General features: G+C 68.8%; 16 protein-coding genes, 1 tRNA gene and 1 pseudogene. 1 reads left to right on the forward strand and 17 read right to left on the reverse strand.

All coding sequences use genetic code 11. From position 1 onward, the window contains the following. Nucleotides 1-100 precede the first annotated feature (100 nt). From ACREEF_RS09640 to ACREEF_RS09690, 11 genes are all read right to left on the reverse strand, one after another. On the reverse strand, nucleotides 101-1,222 hold the full coding sequence (locus tag ACREEF_RS09640; protein WP_431565371.1) for a P1 family peptidase: 1,122 nt from the start codon (nucleotides 1,220-1,222) through the stop codon (nucleotides 101-103). Further along, nucleotides 1,219-2,835 carry an ABC transporter ATP-binding protein gene (locus tag ACREEF_RS09645; protein ID WP_431565372.1) on the reverse strand — a complete coding sequence of 539 codons (1,617 nt, stop codon included), beginning with the start codon at nucleotides 2,833-2,835 and terminating at the stop codon, nucleotides 1,219-1,221. Before ACREEF_RS09645 ends, ACREEF_RS09640 begins: the two co-directional genes overlap by 4 nt. 2 nt (nucleotides 2,836-2,837) lie before the next feature. After that, complete coding sequence (locus ACREEF_RS09650; RefSeq protein ID WP_431565373.1) at nucleotides 2,838-3,698, reverse strand: ABC transporter permease; 861 nt, start codon at nucleotides 3,696-3,698, stop codon at nucleotides 2,838-2,840. Beyond that, the gene (locus tag ACREEF_RS09655; RefSeq protein WP_431565374.1) at nucleotides 3,695-6,271 is read right to left on the reverse strand and encodes an ABC transporter substrate-binding protein; all 2,577 of its coding nucleotides are present in this window, start codon (nucleotides 6,269-6,271) and stop codon (nucleotides 3,695-3,697) included. Before ACREEF_RS09655 ends, ACREEF_RS09650 begins: the two co-directional genes overlap by 4 nt. A 64-nt stretch (nucleotides 6,272-6,335) precedes the next feature. After that, entirely contained in the window at nucleotides 6,336-7,655 is a 1,320-nt protein-coding gene (locus ACREEF_RS09660) for an aspartate aminotransferase family protein (RefSeq protein ID WP_431565375.1), read from the reverse strand. Nucleotides 7,656-7,838: 183 nt separating this feature from the next. Then, nucleotides 7,839-10,034, reverse strand: a complete 2,196-nt coding sequence (locus ACREEF_RS09665; protein WP_431565376.1) for a TonB-dependent receptor — start codon at nucleotides 10,032-10,034, stop codon at nucleotides 7,839-7,841. A 294-nt stretch (nucleotides 10,035-10,328) separates the two neighbouring features. Continuing rightward, nucleotides 10,329-10,898: a cupin domain-containing protein gene (locus ACREEF_RS09670; protein ID WP_431565377.1), complete on the reverse strand. Its 570-nt coding sequence runs from the start codon at nucleotides 10,896-10,898 to the stop codon at nucleotides 10,329-10,331. A gap of 5 nt (nucleotides 10,899-10,903) precedes the next feature. Beyond that, nucleotides 10,904-12,190 carry an acetylornithine deacetylase/succinyl-diaminopimelate desuccinylase family protein gene (locus ACREEF_RS09675; RefSeq protein ID WP_431565378.1) on the reverse strand — a complete coding sequence of 429 codons (1,287 nt, stop codon included), beginning with the start codon at nucleotides 12,188-12,190 and terminating at the stop codon, nucleotides 10,904-10,906. 10 nt (nucleotides 12,191-12,200) lie between these two features. Then, nucleotides 12,201-13,322, reverse strand: a complete 1,122-nt coding sequence (leuB, locus tag ACREEF_RS09680; RefSeq protein ID WP_431565379.1) for a 3-isopropylmalate dehydrogenase — start codon at nucleotides 13,320-13,322, stop codon at nucleotides 12,201-12,203. Further along, nucleotides 13,306-14,070, reverse strand: a complete 765-nt coding sequence (locus ACREEF_RS09685; RefSeq protein ID WP_431565380.1) for a glucose 1-dehydrogenase — start codon at nucleotides 14,068-14,070, stop codon at nucleotides 13,306-13,308. Before ACREEF_RS09685 ends, leuB begins: the two co-directional genes overlap by 17 nt. Nucleotides 14,071-14,085: 15 nt before the next feature. Next, entirely contained in the window at nucleotides 14,086-15,534 is a 1,449-nt protein-coding gene (locus ACREEF_RS09690; protein ID WP_431565381.1) for an aldehyde dehydrogenase family protein, read from the reverse strand. Between the two features lie 5 nt (nucleotides 15,535-15,539). Between ACREEF_RS09690 and ACREEF_RS09695 the strand changes: the two genes are divergently transcribed. After that, on the forward strand, nucleotides 15,540-15,698 hold the full coding sequence (locus tag ACREEF_RS09695) for a hypothetical protein (protein WP_431565382.1): 159 nt from the start codon (nucleotides 15,540-15,542) through the stop codon (nucleotides 15,696-15,698). Nucleotides 15,699-15,726: 28 nt separating this feature from the next. Here ACREEF_RS09695 and ACREEF_RS09700 read toward each other — a convergent pair whose 3' ends face one another. From ACREEF_RS09700 to ACREEF_RS09725, 6 genes and pseudogenes are all read right to left on the reverse strand, one after another. Further along, nucleotides 15,727-15,867, reverse strand: a complete 141-nt coding sequence (locus tag ACREEF_RS09700) for a hypothetical protein (RefSeq protein WP_431565383.1) — start codon at nucleotides 15,865-15,867, stop codon at nucleotides 15,727-15,729. Further along, complete coding sequence (locus ACREEF_RS09705) at nucleotides 15,864-16,106, reverse strand: hypothetical protein (protein WP_431565384.1); 243 nt, start codon at nucleotides 16,104-16,106, stop codon at nucleotides 15,864-15,866. Before ACREEF_RS09705 ends, ACREEF_RS09700 begins: the two co-directional genes overlap by 4 nt. 167 nt (nucleotides 16,107-16,273) lie before the next feature. Continuing rightward, nucleotides 16,274-16,363 (reverse strand) — tRNA-Ser (locus ACREEF_RS09710). Nucleotides 16,364-16,458: 95 nt separating this feature from the next. Further along, nucleotides 16,459-17,400 (reverse strand): NUDIX hydrolase, encoded by a 942-nt coding sequence (locus ACREEF_RS09715; RefSeq protein WP_431565385.1) that lies wholly within the window; start codon nucleotides 17,398-17,400, stop codon nucleotides 16,459-16,461. A gap of 8 nt (nucleotides 17,401-17,408) precedes the next feature. Further along, nucleotides 17,409-18,002, reverse strand: a complete 594-nt coding sequence (locus ACREEF_RS09720; protein ID WP_431565386.1) for a YfbR-like 5'-deoxynucleotidase — start codon at nucleotides 18,000-18,002, stop codon at nucleotides 17,409-17,411. Between the two features lie 156 nt (nucleotides 18,003-18,158). After that, nucleotides 18,159-18,647 (reverse strand): annotated as a pseudogene (locus tag ACREEF_RS09725) (methyltransferase type 11); the annotation flags it as partial.

Here is an 18,647-nt window from a genome sequence, read left to right on the forward strand (position 1 = left end):
GAGGGGGCGACTCGACGGTTGATGTCCGTGCCGCCCCTCCACCACACCTCCGTGGTCACCCTCCCCACAAAGTGGGGAGGAAAGAAGCAGCCGTCTCGGCTTACAGCTCCCGCCAGGTCTGGCCGCTCTGACCCTCGTAGTTGGTGGCGTGATAGACGCCGCGCGCGATGGCGCGGGCCAGGACGTCGGCGGCGACATTGCCCAGCTGTGCCACCGCGATCTGACGCAGGGCCGGGTTGTCGATCTGCTTCTTGCCGGTCGACAGGCAGAACAGGGTGTCGCCGTCGTAGGGCGCGTGGCTGGGGCGGATGGCGCGGGCCATGCCGTCCTGGGCCATGATGGCGAGGCGCTGACATTCCACGCGGGTCAGGGCCACGTCGGTGGCGATGCAGGCGAGGGTGGTGTTTTCGCGCGGGCGAGCGCGGCCCTTCGACAGCCCCCAGTCCTCGGCGGAAGCGGCCAGACCGGCGGAGCCCAGACCGCCGAACTCGTCGCCGATCTCGAACGGCGCGGCCCAGAAGGTCTTGCCGCCCGGGGCCACCACGGCGCCGACGCTGTTCACCGCCACGATGGCGCCGACCGTCCATCCGTTGGCCATGACGGCTGACGCCGAGCCGACGCCGCCCTTCAGCGCGCCGGCCTCGGCGCCATAGCCTGCACCGGCCGTACCCAGGTCGAAGCGGTCGCCCGCCGCCTCCAGCGCCTCGACCGCGAGCCGGCGATAGGGCGGGTCCATCTCCCACTTCTTGTTCCCGCCATTGGCCAGGTCATAGAGGCAGGCGGTAGGCACGATGGGCGAGGGCGGCACGCCGGGCGCGCCCCCCATGCCGTAGCCGCGTCCGCGCATCCCCATCCATGCCGCGATGCCGTCGCCCGAGGCCAGGCCATAGACTGAGCCACCGGACAGGACGATGGCGTCCACCTCCTGCACCAGGTTTTCGGGCTTCAACACGTCGGTCTCGCGCCCGGCGGGGCCGCCGCCGCGCACGTCCACGGCGGCTGTAGCGGGCTTCTCGGCCAGGATGACGGTGACGCCGGTGCGGACGCCCGCGTCGTGGGCCTGACCGATCTTGATGCCCTCGACGTCGGTGATCAGGTTGAGCGGGCCGGTGCGGCCGCTGGCGCGCGCCGCGCTTTGAGCGGCGGGTTTGGCGCTGGCGGCGCCGGCGGCGGAGGCGGCGGCGCCGATCAGGGCCGAGCCGAGGACGGTTCTGCGGTTCATCCGGCGGTTTCCTTTTCCAGAGCGGTATTGCGGACTAGATCCGGCGTCGCCGCCAGAAGTTTCTGCGTATAGGGGTGGGACGGGGCGGCGAAGACGGCGGCCGTCTGGCCCTGTTCGACGATCTTACCGGCCTGCATGACCAGCAGCCGATCCGTCACCGTCCGCACGACGCTGAGGTCGTGGGTGACGAAGAGGTAGGACAGTCCCAAGCGGTCCGACAGGTCGGCCAGCAGGTCCAGCACCTGGGCCCGCACCGAGACGTCCAGCGCCGAGACCGCCTCGTCCAGACAGATGACCGAGGGTTCGGTGATCAGGGCGCGGGCGATGGCGATGCGCTGGCGCTGGCCGCCCGAGAACTCGTGGGGGTAGCGGTCTGCGGCGTTGCTGGTGAGGCCCACCCGCTCCAGCATTTCATCGACGCGGCGGCGCGCCTCGGCGGGGCTGGGGCGGGCGTCCAGCAGGTGGAAGTTTTCGGCCACCAGATCGCTGACCTTCCAGCGCGGATCGAAGCTGCCGTAGGGGTCCTGGAACACCACCTGGATGTCGCGGCGGATGGATTTCAGGGCGGCGCCGCGCGCGGCGGTGATGTCGCGGCCCTTGACCCGGACCCGGCCCGCTTGCGGCATCTCCAGCGCCAGGATGGCGCGCAGCAGGGTGGACTTGCCGCAGCCGCTCTCGCCGACCAGGCCGACGCTCTCGCCCGGCTGGATCGACAGGCTGACCTGATCGACTGCGCGGAAGGCCTTGGACTTGCCGAACAGGGCGGGTGCGCCGCCGTATTCGCGGACAAGACCTTCGACCTGAAGCACCGGGGCGGCGTCGGCTTGCGGGCGGCTGCGCCGCGTCGGGGCGTGGGTGGCGTTGGCCAGCAGGCGCTGCGAATAGGGGTGGGTCATGCCGGTGAAGATGCGGCGCGTGTCGCCCTCTTCGACCAGTTCGCCGTCCTTCATCACAGCCACGCGGTCGGCGGTTTCGGCCACCACGGCGAGGTCGTGGGTGATGAGGATCAGGCCCATGCCGTCCTCGCGCACCAGCCGCTTCAGCAGGTCCAGAACCTGGGCCTGGGTGGTGACGTCCAGAGCCGTGGTCGCCTCGTCGGCGATCAGCAGCTTGGGCGTCAGGGCGATGGCGATGGCGATGGCCACGCGCTGTCTCTGGCCGCCCGACAGTTCGTGCGGATAGCGGCTCAGGGGAAAGCGCTCGGCGGGCAGGCCGACGCGGTCCAGCACGGCGCGGGCGACGGCGAGGGCTTCCTTGCGCGAGGTCTTCCTGTGCAGACGCACCGTCTCGGCGACCTGATCGCCGATGGTCATGACGGGGTTCAGCGCCGTCATCGGCTCCTGGAAGATGATGCCGATATCGCGCCCGCGCACCTTTTGCAGGGCTGCGTCGGAGGCTCCTGAGATGAGCTGACCGTTTAGCTGAATCTCGCCGGTCACGGTCGCGCGCGGCGGCGTCAGGCCCAGCACCGCCAGCGCCGTCATCGACTTGCCCGAGCCGCTTTCGCCGATCAGGCCGAGAATCTCTCCGGGAGCGACCGACAGGCTGACGTTCTTGAGGATCGGGGTCGACCCGATCGACAGGCTCAGGTCGCGGATGTCGAGGACGCTCATGGTCAACGCTCCCGCCGCACGCGCGGGTCGAACAGGTCGCGCAGGCCGTCGCCGGTCAGGCTGAGGCCCAGCACGGTCACGAAGATGGCCAACCCCGGCATGATCGCCAGCCAGGGCGCGAAACCGATCATGGTCTGGGCCTCGGCCAGCATCCGACCCCAGCTGGGCGCGGGCGGCTGGGCGCCGAGGCCGACATAGGACAGGCCGGCTTCGGCCACGATGCCGACGGCGAACTGGATCGCCGCCTGCACGACCAGCAGGCTCATCAGATTGGGCAGGATGTGCTGGAGCGAGATCAGGGCCCTGGACTTGCCCGCCGTGCGCGCCGCCAGCACGTATTCTCGGGTCCACAGCCCCATGGCCGCGCCGCGCGCCACGCGGGTGAAGACGGGTATGTTGAAGACGCCGATGGCGATGATGGCGTTGATCGCGCCCGGTCCCATGACGGCGGTGATCATCACGGCCAGCAACAGGGCGGGGAAGGCGAAGATCAGGTCGTTGCCGCGCATGACCAGTTCGTCGATCCAGCCTCCGCGCGCCGCCGCCGTCAGGCCCAGAGGCGTGCCGATCGCGACGCCGATGCCGACCGCGACGAAGGCGACGACCAGAGAGTTCTGCGCGCCCGCCATGATCATCGACAGGACGTCTCGACCGAAATGGTCGGTGCCGAGGAGGTGGGCGGCGGAAGGGGCGGTCAGCTTGGCGGCGATGTCCACCGCCTCGACGTCATAGGGCGTCCAGACGAAGGCGATCAGGGCGGTCAGGACCACCAACACGGTCAGGGCACCGCCGACGATGAGCGACAGAGGCCAGCGAGCGCGGGGCTTGGCGACGACGGCGATGGGAGCAGGGGCGTCGGTCATGCGCGGCGTCCCCTCAGGCGCGGATCGGCGAACAGATAGGCCAGATCGATCAGGAAGCTGACCAGGACCACGGCGAAGACCAGCACCACCACCACGCTCTGCACCACGATCAGGTCGCGCTGGGTGATGGCCTGGAAGACCAATCGGCCGAGGCCGGGCAGGGAGAAGACGTTCTCGATGATGATGCCGCCAGCCAGCAGGAAGGGGAATTGAAGGCCGAGGATGGTCAGGACGGGGATCCAGGCGTTTCGCAAGGCGTGGCGCCACAGGGCCTGATTGACCGACAGGCCCTTGGCGCGGGCGGTGCGGACATAGTCCTCGTTCATCGTGTCCAGCAGGGCGGTGCGCAGGACGCGGGCGAGGATGGCGGCCTGGGGCGCGGCGAGCGCCACGGCGGGCAGGATCAGGGCCTTGAAGGCGGGCCAGAAGCCTTGGCTCCAGCCGGGGAAGCCGCCGGCCGAGAACCAGCCCAGGTTCACCGAAAACAGCAGGATCAGCAGCATGGCGATCCAGAAATTGGGCAGGGCGACGCCGACCTGGGTCACGCCGATCAGGCCGGTGTCGACAGCGGTTCCCCGGCGGCTGGCGGCCATGACGCCGATGGGCAGGGCGACGGCCAACGACAGGATGGTAGCCATCAGGGCCAGCGGCGCGGACACGGCCAGACGTTCCGCGATCAGACCGCCGACCGGAACCTGATAGGTGTAGCTGGTGCCGAACTTTCCGGTCAGCAGATCGCCGAGCCAGGCGAGGTAGCGCTCGAGGCCGGACCCCTCCAGCCCCATCTGCTGACGCAGGGCGGCGACGGACTCGGGGCTGGCGTTCAGCCCCATCATGTAGCTGGCCGGATCGCCGGGTACGACTTGCAACAGCAGGAAGATGACCACGGTCGCCGCCAGCAGGGTCAGGGCGTGGCCGGCCAGCTTCTTGAGCAGCCAGCCTGCGCCGAAGCGCCAGGCGACGAAGGCCAGCAGGGCCGCGCCCGCGATCAGGCCGATCCAGCCCCAGGGCAGGCCGCCGCCCGTGCGCTCGGCCCCTGTCGCGCTGGGCGCCCCCGCGCCGCTCCAATAGGCCCCGGTCATGTCGTTGGCGGCGATGGGGCCGTTGATCCACAGGCCGTTCAGGTCCGCCTTCCACACGCCGATGCGCGAAGACTGGAACAGGAAGCCGTTGACCGCGTCGTGAGCGATGCGGCGCTGCAGGTCGCCCAGCAGACGGTTGCGCGCCGGCTCGTCCGGGGCGGCGTTCACCTGCGCCAGCAGGGCGTCGAAGGCGGCGCTGTCGTAGCCGAAGTAGTAGTCCTTGCGACCATAGATGTCGTAATCCATCGGCTCGACGTGCTCGACGATGGTCAGGTCGAACTGGCGGCGCTTGAACACCTGGTCCAGCCACTGGGCCCATTCCAGATTCTCGATCTTCGCGCGGATGCCTGCTTCGGCCAGTTGCGAGATCAGCACCTCGCCGCTGCGCCGGGCGTAGGGGCGGGGCGGCAGACGCAGCGTCACGTCGATGCCGTTGGGATAGCCCGCCTCGGCCAGCAGGGCGCGCGCCTTGGCCGGGTCGTGTGGATAGAGGCCGGTCAGGTCGACATAGCCCGGCGCCTGACGCGAATAGTGGCTGCCGATCGGCTGGCCGAAGCCGAACATGGCCCCCTGAATCAGGGCGTCGCGGTCGATGGCGTAGGACAGGGCGCGGCGCACCCGCACGTCGTTGAACGGCGCCCTGGTGTTGTTGATCCCCAGGATGACCTTGCCCTCGGAAGCGCCGACGACGACGCGGAAGCGCGGGTCGCGCTGGAACTGGGCCACGTTCTCGGGCGCGGGATAGTTGGGGAAGGCGTCCACGTCGCCGGCGCTGACGGCGGCGAAGGCGGCGGTCGGGTCGCTGATGAAGCGGAAGACGACGCTGTTCAGGCGCGGGGGCGTCCCCCAATAGCCGTCGCGGCGCACGAGCGTCAGCTGGCTGCCGCGCTGCCAGCCCTGCAGCTTGAACGGGCCGGTGCCGACCGGCGCAACCGCGTTGGTCGCGGCGCTGTTCGGCGAGACCATCACCGCGTCGCCCCAGGCCAGCAGATAGGGCAGGGTCGCCATCGGGCGCGACAGGCGGATGCGGATCGTGGCCGGATCGACGACCTCGACGCTCTGGATCGGCGCGAACAGGGCCTTCTGGGCGTTGGTCGAGCCTTCGGCCGTGATGCGGTCCAGCGAGAACTTGGCGACCGAGGCGTCGAACGGCGAACCGTCCGAGAAGGAGACGCCGCGCCGCAGGTGGAAGGTCCAGCTCAGGCCGTCGGGCGCGGCCTCCCACGACTCGGCCAGGGCCGGCACGACGACGCCGGTCTGGGTCAGCCGGGTCAGGCCCTCGAAGACGTTGGCGTGGACGACCTCGTCCACCGCCGCCGCCGCGCCCGAGGTCGGGTCGAGGTTCGGCGGCTCCAGCGGCAGACCCAGCACCAGACGGTCGCGGACGGGCGCGGCGGCGGCGTCATGCGCGGGGACGAGGACCGCCAGGCCGACCAGCAGCGCCGCCGCCAGCAGCGTGCGGCTCAGCCGATCCCATGCCTTGCGCCCCAAGCTTCGCTTCACGCGGTCCCGCCTCCCGATTGATGATGCAGCATCGCCCAAATCGCGCGCGGCGTCAGGGCGTGTTTCGCAGAATGTCGGCCAGCCGTCCGACCAGTTCGTCGATCTGTTCCCGGCTGATGATGAGCGGCGGCGACAGGGCGATGACGTCGCCGGTGACGCGGATCAACAGGCCCTCGTCGAAGGCGCGATGGAAGACCTCGGTGGCGCGGGCGCCCGGCGCCTCGGGGCGCGGGGCCAGTTCGACGGCGGCGACCATGCCCAGGTTGCGGATGTCGATGACGTGCGGCAGCCCCTTCAGGCCGTGCATCGCCTCTTCCCAATAGGGCGCCATGTCCGTGGCGCGCTGGAACAGGCCTTCGCTGTCATAGACATCGAGCGTCGCCAGTCCGGCGGCGGCGGCCAGCGGGTGGCCGGAATAGGTGTAGCCGTGGAAGAACTCGATGCCGGGGGCCGAGGCGTCATTGACCACGGCGTCGTAGATTTCACTGCGCACCCCGACCGCGCCCATGGGGACGGCGCCGTTTGTCAGGCCCTTGGCGCAGACCAGCAGGTCGGGGATGACGCCCAGGGTCTCGGAGGCCGTGGCCCCGCCGACGCGGCCAAAGCCGGTGATGACCTCGTCGAAGATCAGCAGAATGCCGTGGCGGGTCGTGATCTCGCGCAACCGCTCCAGATAGCCGACCGGCGGCACGATGACCCCCGCCGACCCCGACAGGGGCTCGACGATGACGGCGGCGATGGTCTCGGCCCCGTGCGCCCAGATCAGGGATTCCAGATCCTCGGCCAGATGCGCGCCCCAGGCGGGCTGGCCGCGCGAAAAGGCCGCTTGCTCCAGGTTCAGCGTGTGCGACAGGTGATCGACGCCGGGCAGGGTGGGGAAGCCGCGCCGGTTGTTCTCAAGGCCTCCCACGGAAATGCCGCCGAAGCCGACGCCATGATAGCCCTTTTGCCGGCCGATCAGACGGGTCCGCTCGGGCTGACCCTTCGCCTGCTGATAGGCCAGGGCGATCTTCAGCGCCGTGTCGACGCCTTCGGAGCCTGAACCGGCGAAGAAGACATGGTCGATGTCGGCGGGGAACAGCAGGCCCAGACGAGCGGCCAGTTCAAAGGCCAGCGGGTGGCCCAGCTGGAAGGTCGGGGCGTAGTCCAGGACCTCGGCCTGACGCTGGATCGCCTCGACGATGGGTTTCCGCCCATGCCCGGCGTTGACGCACCAGAGGCCGGCCGTGCCGTCGAGGATCGGGCGACCCTCCGGCGTGAAGTAATGCATATCCTTGGCCGAGGCCAACAGCCGCGGGTGAGCCTTGAAGCTGCGGTTCGCGGTGAACGGCATCCAGAAGGGATCAAGGTCGTTGGCGGCCCGTGCGGTCATGCAAGCATCCTTTCAGAGCGGCCAGTAGCGGATGAACGGCGGGCGAAGGAAAGCCTGTTATTCATGCGCCCTAAGTGACTGATTTTTCGTCTGTAGGGCGGTTGGTGATCAGGATCGTGGGCGCCCTGATCAAGGGGGCGGGCTGGAAGGCGGAGGGACCTCCTTCCAGCCCGGAGGCGGCGCTCAATACTGCAGGCTGAGACGCGCGCCGATGGTGCGAGGCCGACCCGGCTGGGCGATGTCGGCGCTGGTGAAGAAGTTGCGCGTCAGGTCGTATTCCTGATCGAACAGGTTGCGGGCCCAGAAGGTGACGGACCAGTTGGCGGCTTCGGGGCCGACCGTCACGCTGGCGTTGGCCAGCCAGTAGCCCTCGACATCGTACTTGGCGCCCAGCCACGACGGATAGTCGTCGCGATAGCTGTAGTTGGCCTCGGCCGTGACGGCGAAGCCGCTGACCATCCAGTCGTAGCTGGCCGACCCTGCATAGCTCCATTTGGGGAACAGGATCGGATCGCCGGCCTTGTCGACAAAGATCGCCCGGTTCGCCGCCCGCGAGGCGGGGACGTCCAGGGCCTCGTACTCGTCATACTCGCCGGATTTGTAGCTGAGCGACTGGCTGATCCGCAGCCCCTGAACCGGCTTCAGCACCGCCTCCAGTTCGGCGCCCCAGATGTGCGACGACGGCACATTGGTGAAGCGCCCGACCGGCCCGTTGGCGCCCCACACCGCCGACAGCACCTGCTGGTCGGTGTAGTCGTAGTAGTAGGCGGCGCCGTTGATCTGCAGCGCGCGCGACGGATCGGCCTTGAAGCCGACTTCGTAGGCCCAGAGGATTTCCGGGTTGAAGGGCTCGATGCCGCTGCGGTTGCCGGTGTTGTAGGTGGTGAAGCCGCCCGACTTGGCCCCGCGGCTGGCCGAGCCGTAGATCAGCAGGTTGTCGGAGGGCTTGAACTCCAGCGCCGCCTTGCCGGTCAGCGGCGTCATCTTGGTGTCGACCGTGGTCGGGGGCAGGGCGGTGGCCCCGCCGAAGGCCGAGCCGAAGCCCTGCAACTCACGCGTTTCCTCTTCGTAGCGCAGGCCCAGGATGGCCTTCAACCGGTCGGTAAAGGCATACTCCGCCTGACCGAACAGGCTCCAGGACTCGACCTTCTGGTCATAGGTGACCTGGGCGTAGGTGCCGAAGATGTCGATGAAGTCCGAGAAGTAGCGCTCGTTCAGGTCCTGCTTGGAGTAGTAGAAGCCGGCGACCCAGGTCAGGGCGCTGTCGTTGTCCGAGGCCAGGCGCAGTTCCTGCGAGACCACGTTCACGTCGCTGCCGAAGAAGGTGTCGGCCTCGACCGAGGCGCTGGAATCCCAGTCGCCGTACTCGCTGCGGTCCAGGGTCTCATAGCTGCTGATGCTGGTCAGGTTCATGCCCTTGAGCGCCAGATTGGCGTTCAGCGACGTGCCCCAGGACGAGTTGTCCCGGCCCGGCTTGTCCTTGACGTCGCGGCCGATCGAGGCGGCGAAGCGCGGCGACAGGCCCCATCCGGTCTTGGAGCGATCCTTGTCGGCGGGAATGGTCGGGCCCGTTCCGCCGCGCGTGCGCAGGTCGCTGAACAGGTAGAGGGCCTGGTTTTCGGACTTGTCGATCCCGCCGTGGACGTCCAGCAGCAGGGACAGGGTCTCGCTGGGCTCCCAGGCCAGCAGGGCGCGGGCGCCGGTGCGGTCGGCGTCGCCGATGGATTCGCCGGTGGTGCGGTTGCGCTGCCAGGCGCCGCCCTGTTCGGTCGAGACGGCCAGGCGGCCACGCAGGCCGCCGGCCAGCGGGCCCGAGACATGACCCTCGGCCCGGAACAGGTCATGGCTGCCCCATTCGGTCATCAGGCCGGCCGACAGCTCCTCGGTCGGGCGTTTGGTGACGAAGCTGATGGCGCCGCCGGTGGTGTTGCGGCCGTACAGGGTGCCCTGCGGTCCGCGCAGCACCTCGACCCGGTCGATGTCGAAGATCAACCCTTGCGTCATCACCGGGACCGGATAGGCGACCTCGTTCACATAGACGCCGACGGTCGGCGCGTTGTTCGAGGCGTAGTCTTGGAAGCCCACGCCGCGCATACGGAACTGGGCCGCGCCGCCGCCGAAGGCCGGTTCGACCTCGAGGTTGGGCGTGGCGTTCTGAAGCTGATTGACGTTGGTGATGCCCTGTTGCGTCAGGCTCTCGCCGCTGAGGACGCTGAGGGCGATGCCCACGTCCTGGGCCGCCTGTTCGCGACGCTGGGCCGTGACGATGACCTCGTCGACCGTCGTGGCCCGCTCAGGCGGCGCCTGCTGAGCCATGGCGGTAGTGGAACACAGGGCCGCGAGCGCCCCCACGGATACGCTGACCAAAAGACGATTCATTCGCCTCATCCCTCCCAATGACGCCGCACGGACCGTTCTTGGCGGTCTTGTTGCGGCTGCGAACGGAACGAAGGTCCCGCCGCCCCTTTATGTATCCTCAGCCTTGGGTCGTTGTGCAATGCAGCAAGCTTGGCCTTTCCCTCAGCGCCTCCCGGTGTCACCCGATTGTCACGCATGAAGTAGCTGGCGAAACGATGCGGTCGGCAAGACTGTTTCTTCAGTTGGCCAATTGTCTGACAATTTGGGGAATTTTATTTTTCTCGCTCAGTATTCCGATCAATCGCAACACGGGCGTCAAAAGGTCGGTGGTGTGCAGGCGCTAATAACAATGCAGGGCACGTCGCCGACGTTGCGGAATCGGTGCGGCAGGGTGCTGGGGAACAGGTAGCCGTCGCCGGCTTTGAGCACTCGCGATTGGCCGTCGACGGTGACTTCCAGTCGGCCGGAAATGACCAGACCGCCCTCCTCGCCCTCATGGGACAGCATGACGCGACCGCTGTCCGAGCCGGGCTGATAGGTCTCATGCAGGATCTGAAGGCTGCTGTCCTGACCCGAGCCGAGCTGGCGATAGGAGACCTCGCCGCGCGAGATGTCGGTCAGTTCGTCGTGGCGGTAGAAGTGCTTGGTCGGGGTCTCGAACTCGGAACTGAAGAACTCGCCCAGCGACACGCCCGCCGCGTCCAGCAGCCGTTTCAGCGAGCCGACCGAGGGGCTGGTGCGGCCGCTTTCCACTAGGCTGACCGTGCTGGACGGCACCCCGGCTTTTCGCGCCAGCGCGCGTTGCGAAAGGCCCAGCCGGTCCCGCAGCGCCCGCAGACGCGGGCCGATGATGTTGTCGCCGTCGTCTCCGTCGCCACGCGCCATGTCGCTCATCCTCGCTTGCGGGTCAGCAGGTCGTAGGCCGCGCGGGCCATGACCTTGGCCGAGTTGCTCATGTCCTCGATCCCCACCCATTCGTCGGGCTGGTGCGCCAGATCCAGCACGCCGGGGCCGTAGGCGATGCAGTCCTTCAGCTTGCCGATGCGGTCCACGTGCTTCTGGTCATAGGTGCCGGGCGAGCAGACGAACTGGGCCTTCCTGCCCAGCACCGTCTCGATGGCGGCGGCGGTGGTGCTGGCCACCGGACCCTCGCGGTCGGCCATGCTGGGCGCCACCTCGAACAGGTCGCGCAGTTCATAGCGGAAGCCGTGGCGCTGGGCGGCCAGGCCGTCGAGGATGGCCTTCACCTCGCCCTTCACGTCGTCCAGCGTCTCTTCGATCAGGAAGCGACGGTCGATGATCATGCGGCTGGAATCGGCCACGCAGGGCGCGGGCAGGCCGTCGAAGCCCTCGGCCTGACCGCCGTGGATCGAGTTGATGTTCAGGGTCGACTGGCGTGCGCCCTCGGGCACCACCGGCATATCCGAATGGCGACCCGCCATGGCCGGATAGAGCTTGTCCTCGAATTCCTGCATCACCGCATTCATGTGACGTATGGCGGAATCGCCGAGGAAGGGCATGGAGCCGTGGGCGATTCGTCCCTTGGTCTCGATCTCAGCCCACCAGACGCCGCGGTGGCCGATGCAGACCCGGTCCACGTTCAGCGGTTCGGGGATGATGACGTGGTTGACGCGCGGCTCCGAGAACCAGCCGCGCTCGGCCAGATAGGCCACGCCGCCATAGCCGCCCGATTCCTCGTCCACCGTGCCGGAGATCTCCAGCGCGCCGGGCAGGGGCAGGCCCGAATCGATCAGGGCCTCGACCGCGATGATGGAGGCGGCCAGCCCGCCCTTCATGTCGCAGGCCCCCCGGCCATAGACGCGGCCGTCCTTCACCTCGCCGCCGAACGGATCGACGGTCCAGCCGGCGCCGACCTCGACCACGTCGATATGGCTGTTGAAGTGGACGCAGGGGCCGGGCTCGGAGCCCTGCCAGCGGGCGATGACGTTGGTGCGGGGATAGGCGTCGCTGTCGCCCGGCGAGCCTTCGCCGCGCACATATTCGACGGTGAAGCCGCGCTTCTTCAGCCGCTCGCCCACGTATTCGGCGCAGGGGCGGTAGGCCTCGCCCGGCGGGTTGACGGTGGGAAAGCGGATCAGGTCCTGGGTCAGGGCGACCAGTTCGTCGGTGCGCCCGTCGATCAGGTCCATGACGGTCTGCAGGGTGGGGGCGCTCATCGGTCGATCCTCACGCGAACTGGGCGTCCAGCGCGGCCAGAACCGCGTCGGTCATCTGAAGGGTGGTGACGGGGGCGACGCCGGCTTCGGCGATGTCCGGGGTGCGGACGCCGCTGGACACCACTCGCCGCACGGCGCGCTCCAGCCCATTGGCCAGGTCGGCGCGGTCGAAGGACCAGCGCAGGCACAGAGCGAAGGACAGAATGGCGGCGATGGGGTTGGCCACGCCTTGCCCCGCGATATCGGGCGCCGAGCCGTGGATCGGCTCATACAGGCCCCGGCTGCGTCCCCCTTGACCGAGGCCCGAGAGGGAGGCGGAGGGCAGCAGGCCCAGCGATCCGGTCAGGGCCGCCGCCGCGTCCGACAGGATGTCGCCGAACAGGTTGTCGGTGACGATGACGTCGAACTGGTCCGGGCGCCGCACCAGCTGCATGGCGCAGTTGTCGGCGTACATATGCGACAGCTCCACGTCGGGATAGTCGGCGGCGACCTCGCTCGCCACTGTCCGCCATAGGGCACCGGTCTCCATGACATTGGCCTTGTCCACCGAGCAGAGGCGGCGCTGACGCGTGCGGGCCAGTTCGAAGGCGACGCGGCAGACGCGGGCGATTTCAGCCTCGGTATAGGCCTGGGTGTCGTAGGCGCGGCGCTGGCCGTTCGCGTCGACCTCGTTGGCGCGCGGCAGGCTGAAATAGACCCCCGCCGTGGCCTCGCGCACGATCAGGATGTCGAGGCCGCGGATCAGTTCGGGCTTCAACGCCGAGGCGTCCAGCAGTTCGTCGAAACAGACGGCGGGCCGCAGGTTGGCGTAGAGGTCCAGCGCCTGACGCAGCCGCAGTATGCCCATCTCGGGGCGCTGGGCGCGGGGCATGTGGTCCCACTTCGGTCCGCCGACCGCGCCGAACAGGACGGCGTCTGAGGCCAGCGCTCGCTGCACCAAATCCTCGGCGATCGGCGTGCCCACAGCGTCGATGCTGGCGCCGCCCGCCAGTCCCTCGCTCAGATCAATTCGCAGGCCGGCGTTCCGGCCAAACCAGTCGACGACGCGCAGGGTCTCGCGGATGATCTCCGGTCCGATGCCGTCGCCGGGCAGGACCAGAAGCTTGAAGGGGCGGTCAGATGCAGCGGCCACCGTCGACCTCCATGGCAACGCCGGTGATCATCGAGGCGTCGTCGGAACAGAGGAAGGCGGCGGCGGCGCCCATGTCCTCGGGCGTCGAGAAGCGGCCGATGGGGATGGAGGCCAGGAACTTGGCCCGGACCGCGGGGGTGTCCTCGCCCATGAAGGTCTTCAGCAGGGGCGTATCGCCCGCCACCGGGTTCAACGCGTTCACCCGCACCTGGAAGGGGGCCAGCTCGACCGCCATGGCGCGCGTCGCCGTGATGACCCAGCCCTTCGAGGCGTTGTACCAGGTCAGGTTCGGTCGGGGGCTGACCCCGCCGGTCGAGGCGATGTTCAGGATGGCACCCGACCCTTGCGCCTTCATCCCCGGCACGAAGGCCTTCGACATCAGATAGATGGAGCGCATGTTGACATTGGCGATGCGGTCGAAGGCTTCGTCCGGCAGTTCGTCCAGCGGCTGGGGCGTGTGGCCGACGCCGGCGTTGTTGACCAGGATGTCGACCCCGCCGAGCAGGCGGTTGGCGGTTTCGGCCAGAGCGGCGACGTCTGCGGCGCTGGACACGTCGACCTTAACGCCCAGATCGGCGTCGCCCAGTTCAGCGGCCAGGGCGCGGGCGGCATCAAAGTTCAGGTCGGCGACGATGACGCGGGCGCCTTCCTCGGCGAAGCGGCGCGCGATTCCGGCGCCGAAGCCGGAGGCTCCGCCCGTGACGATCGCTCGCTTGCCCTCCAGTCGCTTCGATCTGTTCTCCCCCAAGACGCCTACTCCCTGCTATCCGTGATGGGCCGCGACGGTTTTCAGGGTGGTGAAGGCGTAGAGCGCCTCGAACCCCTTCTCGCGACCGTGGCCCGACTTGCCGACGCCGCCGAAGGGCAGTTCCACCCCGCCCGCCGCGCCGTAGTTGTTGATGAAGACCTGTCCGGCCCGCAGCCGCTTCGCCAGCCGCATCTGCCGCCCGCCGTCGGCGGTCCAGACCCCGGCGACCAGGCCGTAGTCGGTGCCGTTGGCGATGGCGACGGCCTGGTCCTCCGTCTCGAACGGGATGACGACGACGGCGGGGCCGAAGATTTCCTGCTGCGCCAGGGCATGATCCGGGGCCACGCCCGCGAACAGGGTCGGGCGCACATAGTGGCCGCCTGCGGGAGCGTCGGCGACGATCTCGCCTTGGGCCACGATCAGGCCGGCCTGCGCGCCAAGGTTCAGGTAGCGGTCGACCATCGCCTTCTGCTTGGCCGAGATCAGCGGGCCCACGTCGCGGTCGTCGACGGCGGCGCCGACCTGCAGCGCGCGATAGCGGTCCGACATTCGCCTGACGACTTCGTCATAGACGCCGCTCTGGACCAGCACCCGCGACCCCGCCGAACAGGTCTGGCCCGCGTTCTGGACCCCGGCGTTGACCAGGAAGGGCAGAGCCCTGTCCAGGTCGGCGTCGTCGAAGACCAGCTGAGGCGACTTGCCGCCCAACTCCAGCGTCACGGGCACGGCGTTGACCGCCGCCGCCTGCTGGATGGCCACGCCCACCCCCGTCGAGCCGGTGAAGGACAGGTGGTTGATCCCCGGATGCGCCGCCAACGCCGCCCCCGCTTCGGCGCCCGTGCCGGTCACGACGTTCAGGGCGCCTGCGGGCAAGCCGCAATCCGCTGCGATATGGGCGAAGGCCAGGGCCGTCAGCGAGGCCTGCTCGGCGGGCTTAAGCACCGCCGCATTGCCGACCGCCAGGGCCGCGACCACGGACCGCCCGATGATCTGCATCGGATAGTTCCAGGGGATGATGTGGCCCGTCACCCCGTGCGGCTCGCGCAGGGTGTAGACGGTGTAGCCGTCGAGAAAGGGGATGGTCTCGCCGTGCAGCTTGTCCGCCGCCCCGGCGTAGAACTCCAGATAGCGGGCCAGGGCGATCACGTCGGCCCGCGCCTGCTTCAGCGGCTTGCCGACGTCCAGCGCCTCCTGCTGCGCCAGCAGGTCGATGCGAGCCACGACCTCGCGCCCCATGCGCGCCAGCACCCGCCCGCGCTCGGCCGCCGTCATCCGCCCCCAGGGACCATCCAGCGCTGCCCGCGCCGCACGCACCGCCGCGTCAACGTCCTCGGCCCCGCCCGCCGCCAGCGCACCCATGACCTCGCCGGTCGAAGGGTTCTCTATGGGCAGGACACCGCCGCCGGCCGGCGCGCGCCACTGGCCGCCGATGAAGACCTGATCGGTAGGAAAGGGCGCGACCATCAACCATGCTCACCATCATCGCCCGCAGCAGCGAACGCTTCAGGGGCAGTGGGCATGATTATCGATTACGCAACAAGCCCTTTATGGCCGTGCTGCAAGTGGTTGATTTTGTGTTCGTAGTGATCAGAATTTCGAGCGATCGGCGGGGCCGTGATCATCCTTGACGTGCAGACTCTCGCGACCGCGCCGTCTCTAGGACGGCTTGGCGTATTGCTCGGCGTTCATCACCTCGATCGCCACGAAACGCTCGTCGCCCTCGACCCAGGCGTCATGGCCGGGCGGGATCGTGTAGGAGGTGCCGGGTGTAAGCGTCTTCTGGGTTCCGTCGTTCATTCTGACGTCAGGGCGCCGGACACGACATGACCGACATGCGCCACCTGGCAACTGTCTGTCTTGACGACGGGCTTGATGCACTCGGACCATTTCCAGCCGGGTTCGAAATTGAACCGCCCGAGCGTGGCGCCGGTAAGCCGGGCGATCTCGATGCGGGACTTGTCCGGCGTCCGGACCTCATCAGGGCTGTCGTGAGATCTGGTCTCAAATTTCGCGACGTTCATTCCACTATAGGCCATGGCGTCCTCCTGACACTCGACACGTAGTCTGACGTTTGCGGTCCCATAACGGCTGGCGCATCCGGGGTGTTCCCGACGGGGACGCGCCAAGGCTCGCGCGCAGGTCGCGGCAGGATCGGTTGAGGTTCAGGGAACTTGCTCGCCGTCAGTCTCTGACTGACGGCCGGTGGCGGAGAGGGTGGGATTCGAACCCACGGTAGGCTTCCACCTACGCCGCATTTCGAGTGCGGTACATTCGACCACTCTGCCACCTCTCCGCGGGGCCGATATTCGCTTGGTCGAGCGAGGGGGTTCTCTAGTCAAAGGCGGCGCTGGCCGCAAGCGATTCCAGTGAAGAAAATCGACAAAAGTTTCAGCGCTGTCCGGGCAGGGTCAGGCCGGGCGCGGGACCGCCCAGAGGATCGGCGCCGATGAAGCGGAACAGCTCGGCCGGACGCCCCCCAGTGTCGCTGGAAAACACCCCTGTGGCCTGCACCAGACCAGCGCGTTCGACGCCGCGACGGAAGTTCTGCTTGTGCAGGGAAAGGCCCGCCACGGCCTCGGCGGCGGCCTGCAAGGCGGACAGGGTGAAGGTCTCGGGCGTCAGGTCGAACAGGACCGGGCGGTACTTCAGCTTGGAGCGCAGGCGGCCGAGAGCCGTGGCGACGATGCGGCGGTGGTCCGAGGCCATCGGCAGGTCGGGCTGGCTCGGCGGCGCCGCACGGTCATGGTCGCGGGCGGACTCGGCGACCAGGCCGGCCTCGTAGAGCAGCTCGTAGCGTTCCAGCACCCGCTCCTCGTTCCAGCGGCGATCAAGGGTCAGGGCGAACAGGGTCTCGGCGCGGCCCAGGCGGCGTGCGTCGCCGTCGGCCCAGGCGCGCAGGGCGGTCTCCAGCGCGTTGAGGACGGGCGGGCGGCCCTCGCGCCAGTCCTCCCACGGGAAGATGTCGAAGACGGGCGTCCAGGCGGCGTCCAGGCCGGGGGCCTCGGGCGCGTCGGCGGTCAGGGCCAGATAGCCGACCGAGACCTCGCGCGCGCGCTCGGGGCCGGGCGTGGCGCGGGGCGAGGCGCGGCCCGCGTCGCCGAAGGTGTAGAGCTGTTCGACGAAGCCGAGGGGGAAGCCCGTTTGTTCGGTGACGAAGGCGCGCAGGGCCAGCTCGAAGGTGCGGTCGCGCGCCGGGTCGAACGGGCCGAAAGGCAGGGCCGGAGCGCCATCGGCGGCGTGGGTGGTCAGAACCACGGCCTGACCCGCGCGCAGGGCGATGACCACGGCCGACAGGCCGATCCGCACGCCCTGTTCCCCCCCTTGCGTCATGCCGCCCCTTATTCCGTGTGCCAGGCGTCGGCGCCGGGCAGGATACCGACAGCTTCGGCCAGAACGCGGTAGCGGTCCAGATAGCGTTGCTGCGCCACCGAGGCGGGCAGGGGGTCGATGATCAGCTCGTAGCCGGGGGGCGGGGCGCCGAAGATCTGCAGCGACTCGCGCCGGTTGAACCCGGCCAGCTGCGTCGCCTCATAGAAGGCGCAGGCGCGGTCGGCCTTCTTGATCAGGGTCTTGATCGTCTGCGGCGTCTTGGGCGGCAGTTGGAAGCGGACGTGGATGGCGGCCTCCAGACGAGCCTCGAAGTCCTTGTAGCCGGCGCCCAGCGCCGACTTGAACGGCGAGATCATGTCGCCGATGACGTATTCCGAGGCGTCGTGCAGCAGGGCGGCCAGACGCCATTTCGGCTCCAGCCCCGGCTTGATGTGGGCCGCGATTTCCTCGACCACCAGCGAGTGCTGGGCCACCGAGAAGGCGTGCTCGCCGATGGTCTGGCCGTTCCAGCGCGCGACACGGGCCAGGCCGTGGGCGATGTCCTCGATCTCGATGTCGAACGGCGAGGGGTCGAGCAGGTCCAGGCGGCGGCCCGACAGCATCCGCTGCCAGGCGCGCGGGGGCTTGGGCGTTCTCGGCTTGGGCTTGGGCGCCAGGTCTTCGTAGTCTTCGGGCAAGTTCGGCATCCTGCGCATGGGGCAGGTGAGGTGACGCATCCCGAACGCCCGATCAAGGGCAAGCGTTGCGATTCGTGGGGGTTAATCCCCGACGTTCAGCGTCACCAGAGCCTTGGCGGCGTCCATGATGCGGTTTTCGTTACGGTCCTTGGTGCGAACGGTGGCGACCACGATCGGGCCGCCGGCGGGGCCGCGCGCCTCATAGCCGACCATGCGCCAGCCCGTTTCGGCGTCGGCGCCGTTGGTGGTCATCAGGAAGGTGGCGCGAACCGATTGACCCGGCGCGCTGGTGCGGATGCGGGCGGCGCCGTCGTGGGCGTCGATGCTGACGGCCTCGTCGTCGGATCGGACCTTGACCTGACTCGAGCTGTCGTCGGCGCGAATGGTGATTCCGCCGATCTTGATGTTGGCGCGGTCGCCGTCGGCGTCGATCCGCATCCCGGGCAGGCGAACCGAGGCCTTGTCGTCCTGGGCGTCGACACGCACGCCCGGCGCGCTGACATGGGCGGTGGAGCCGGGACCGCCGTGGGCCTCGGCGCGCGCGGCGTCGGCTTCGGCTCGGGCCGCATC

The sequence above is a fragment of the Brevundimonas sp. genome (assembly GCF_050729455.1).
Classification (GTDB): domain Bacteria; phylum Pseudomonadota; class Alphaproteobacteria; order Caulobacterales; family Caulobacteraceae; genus Brevundimonas.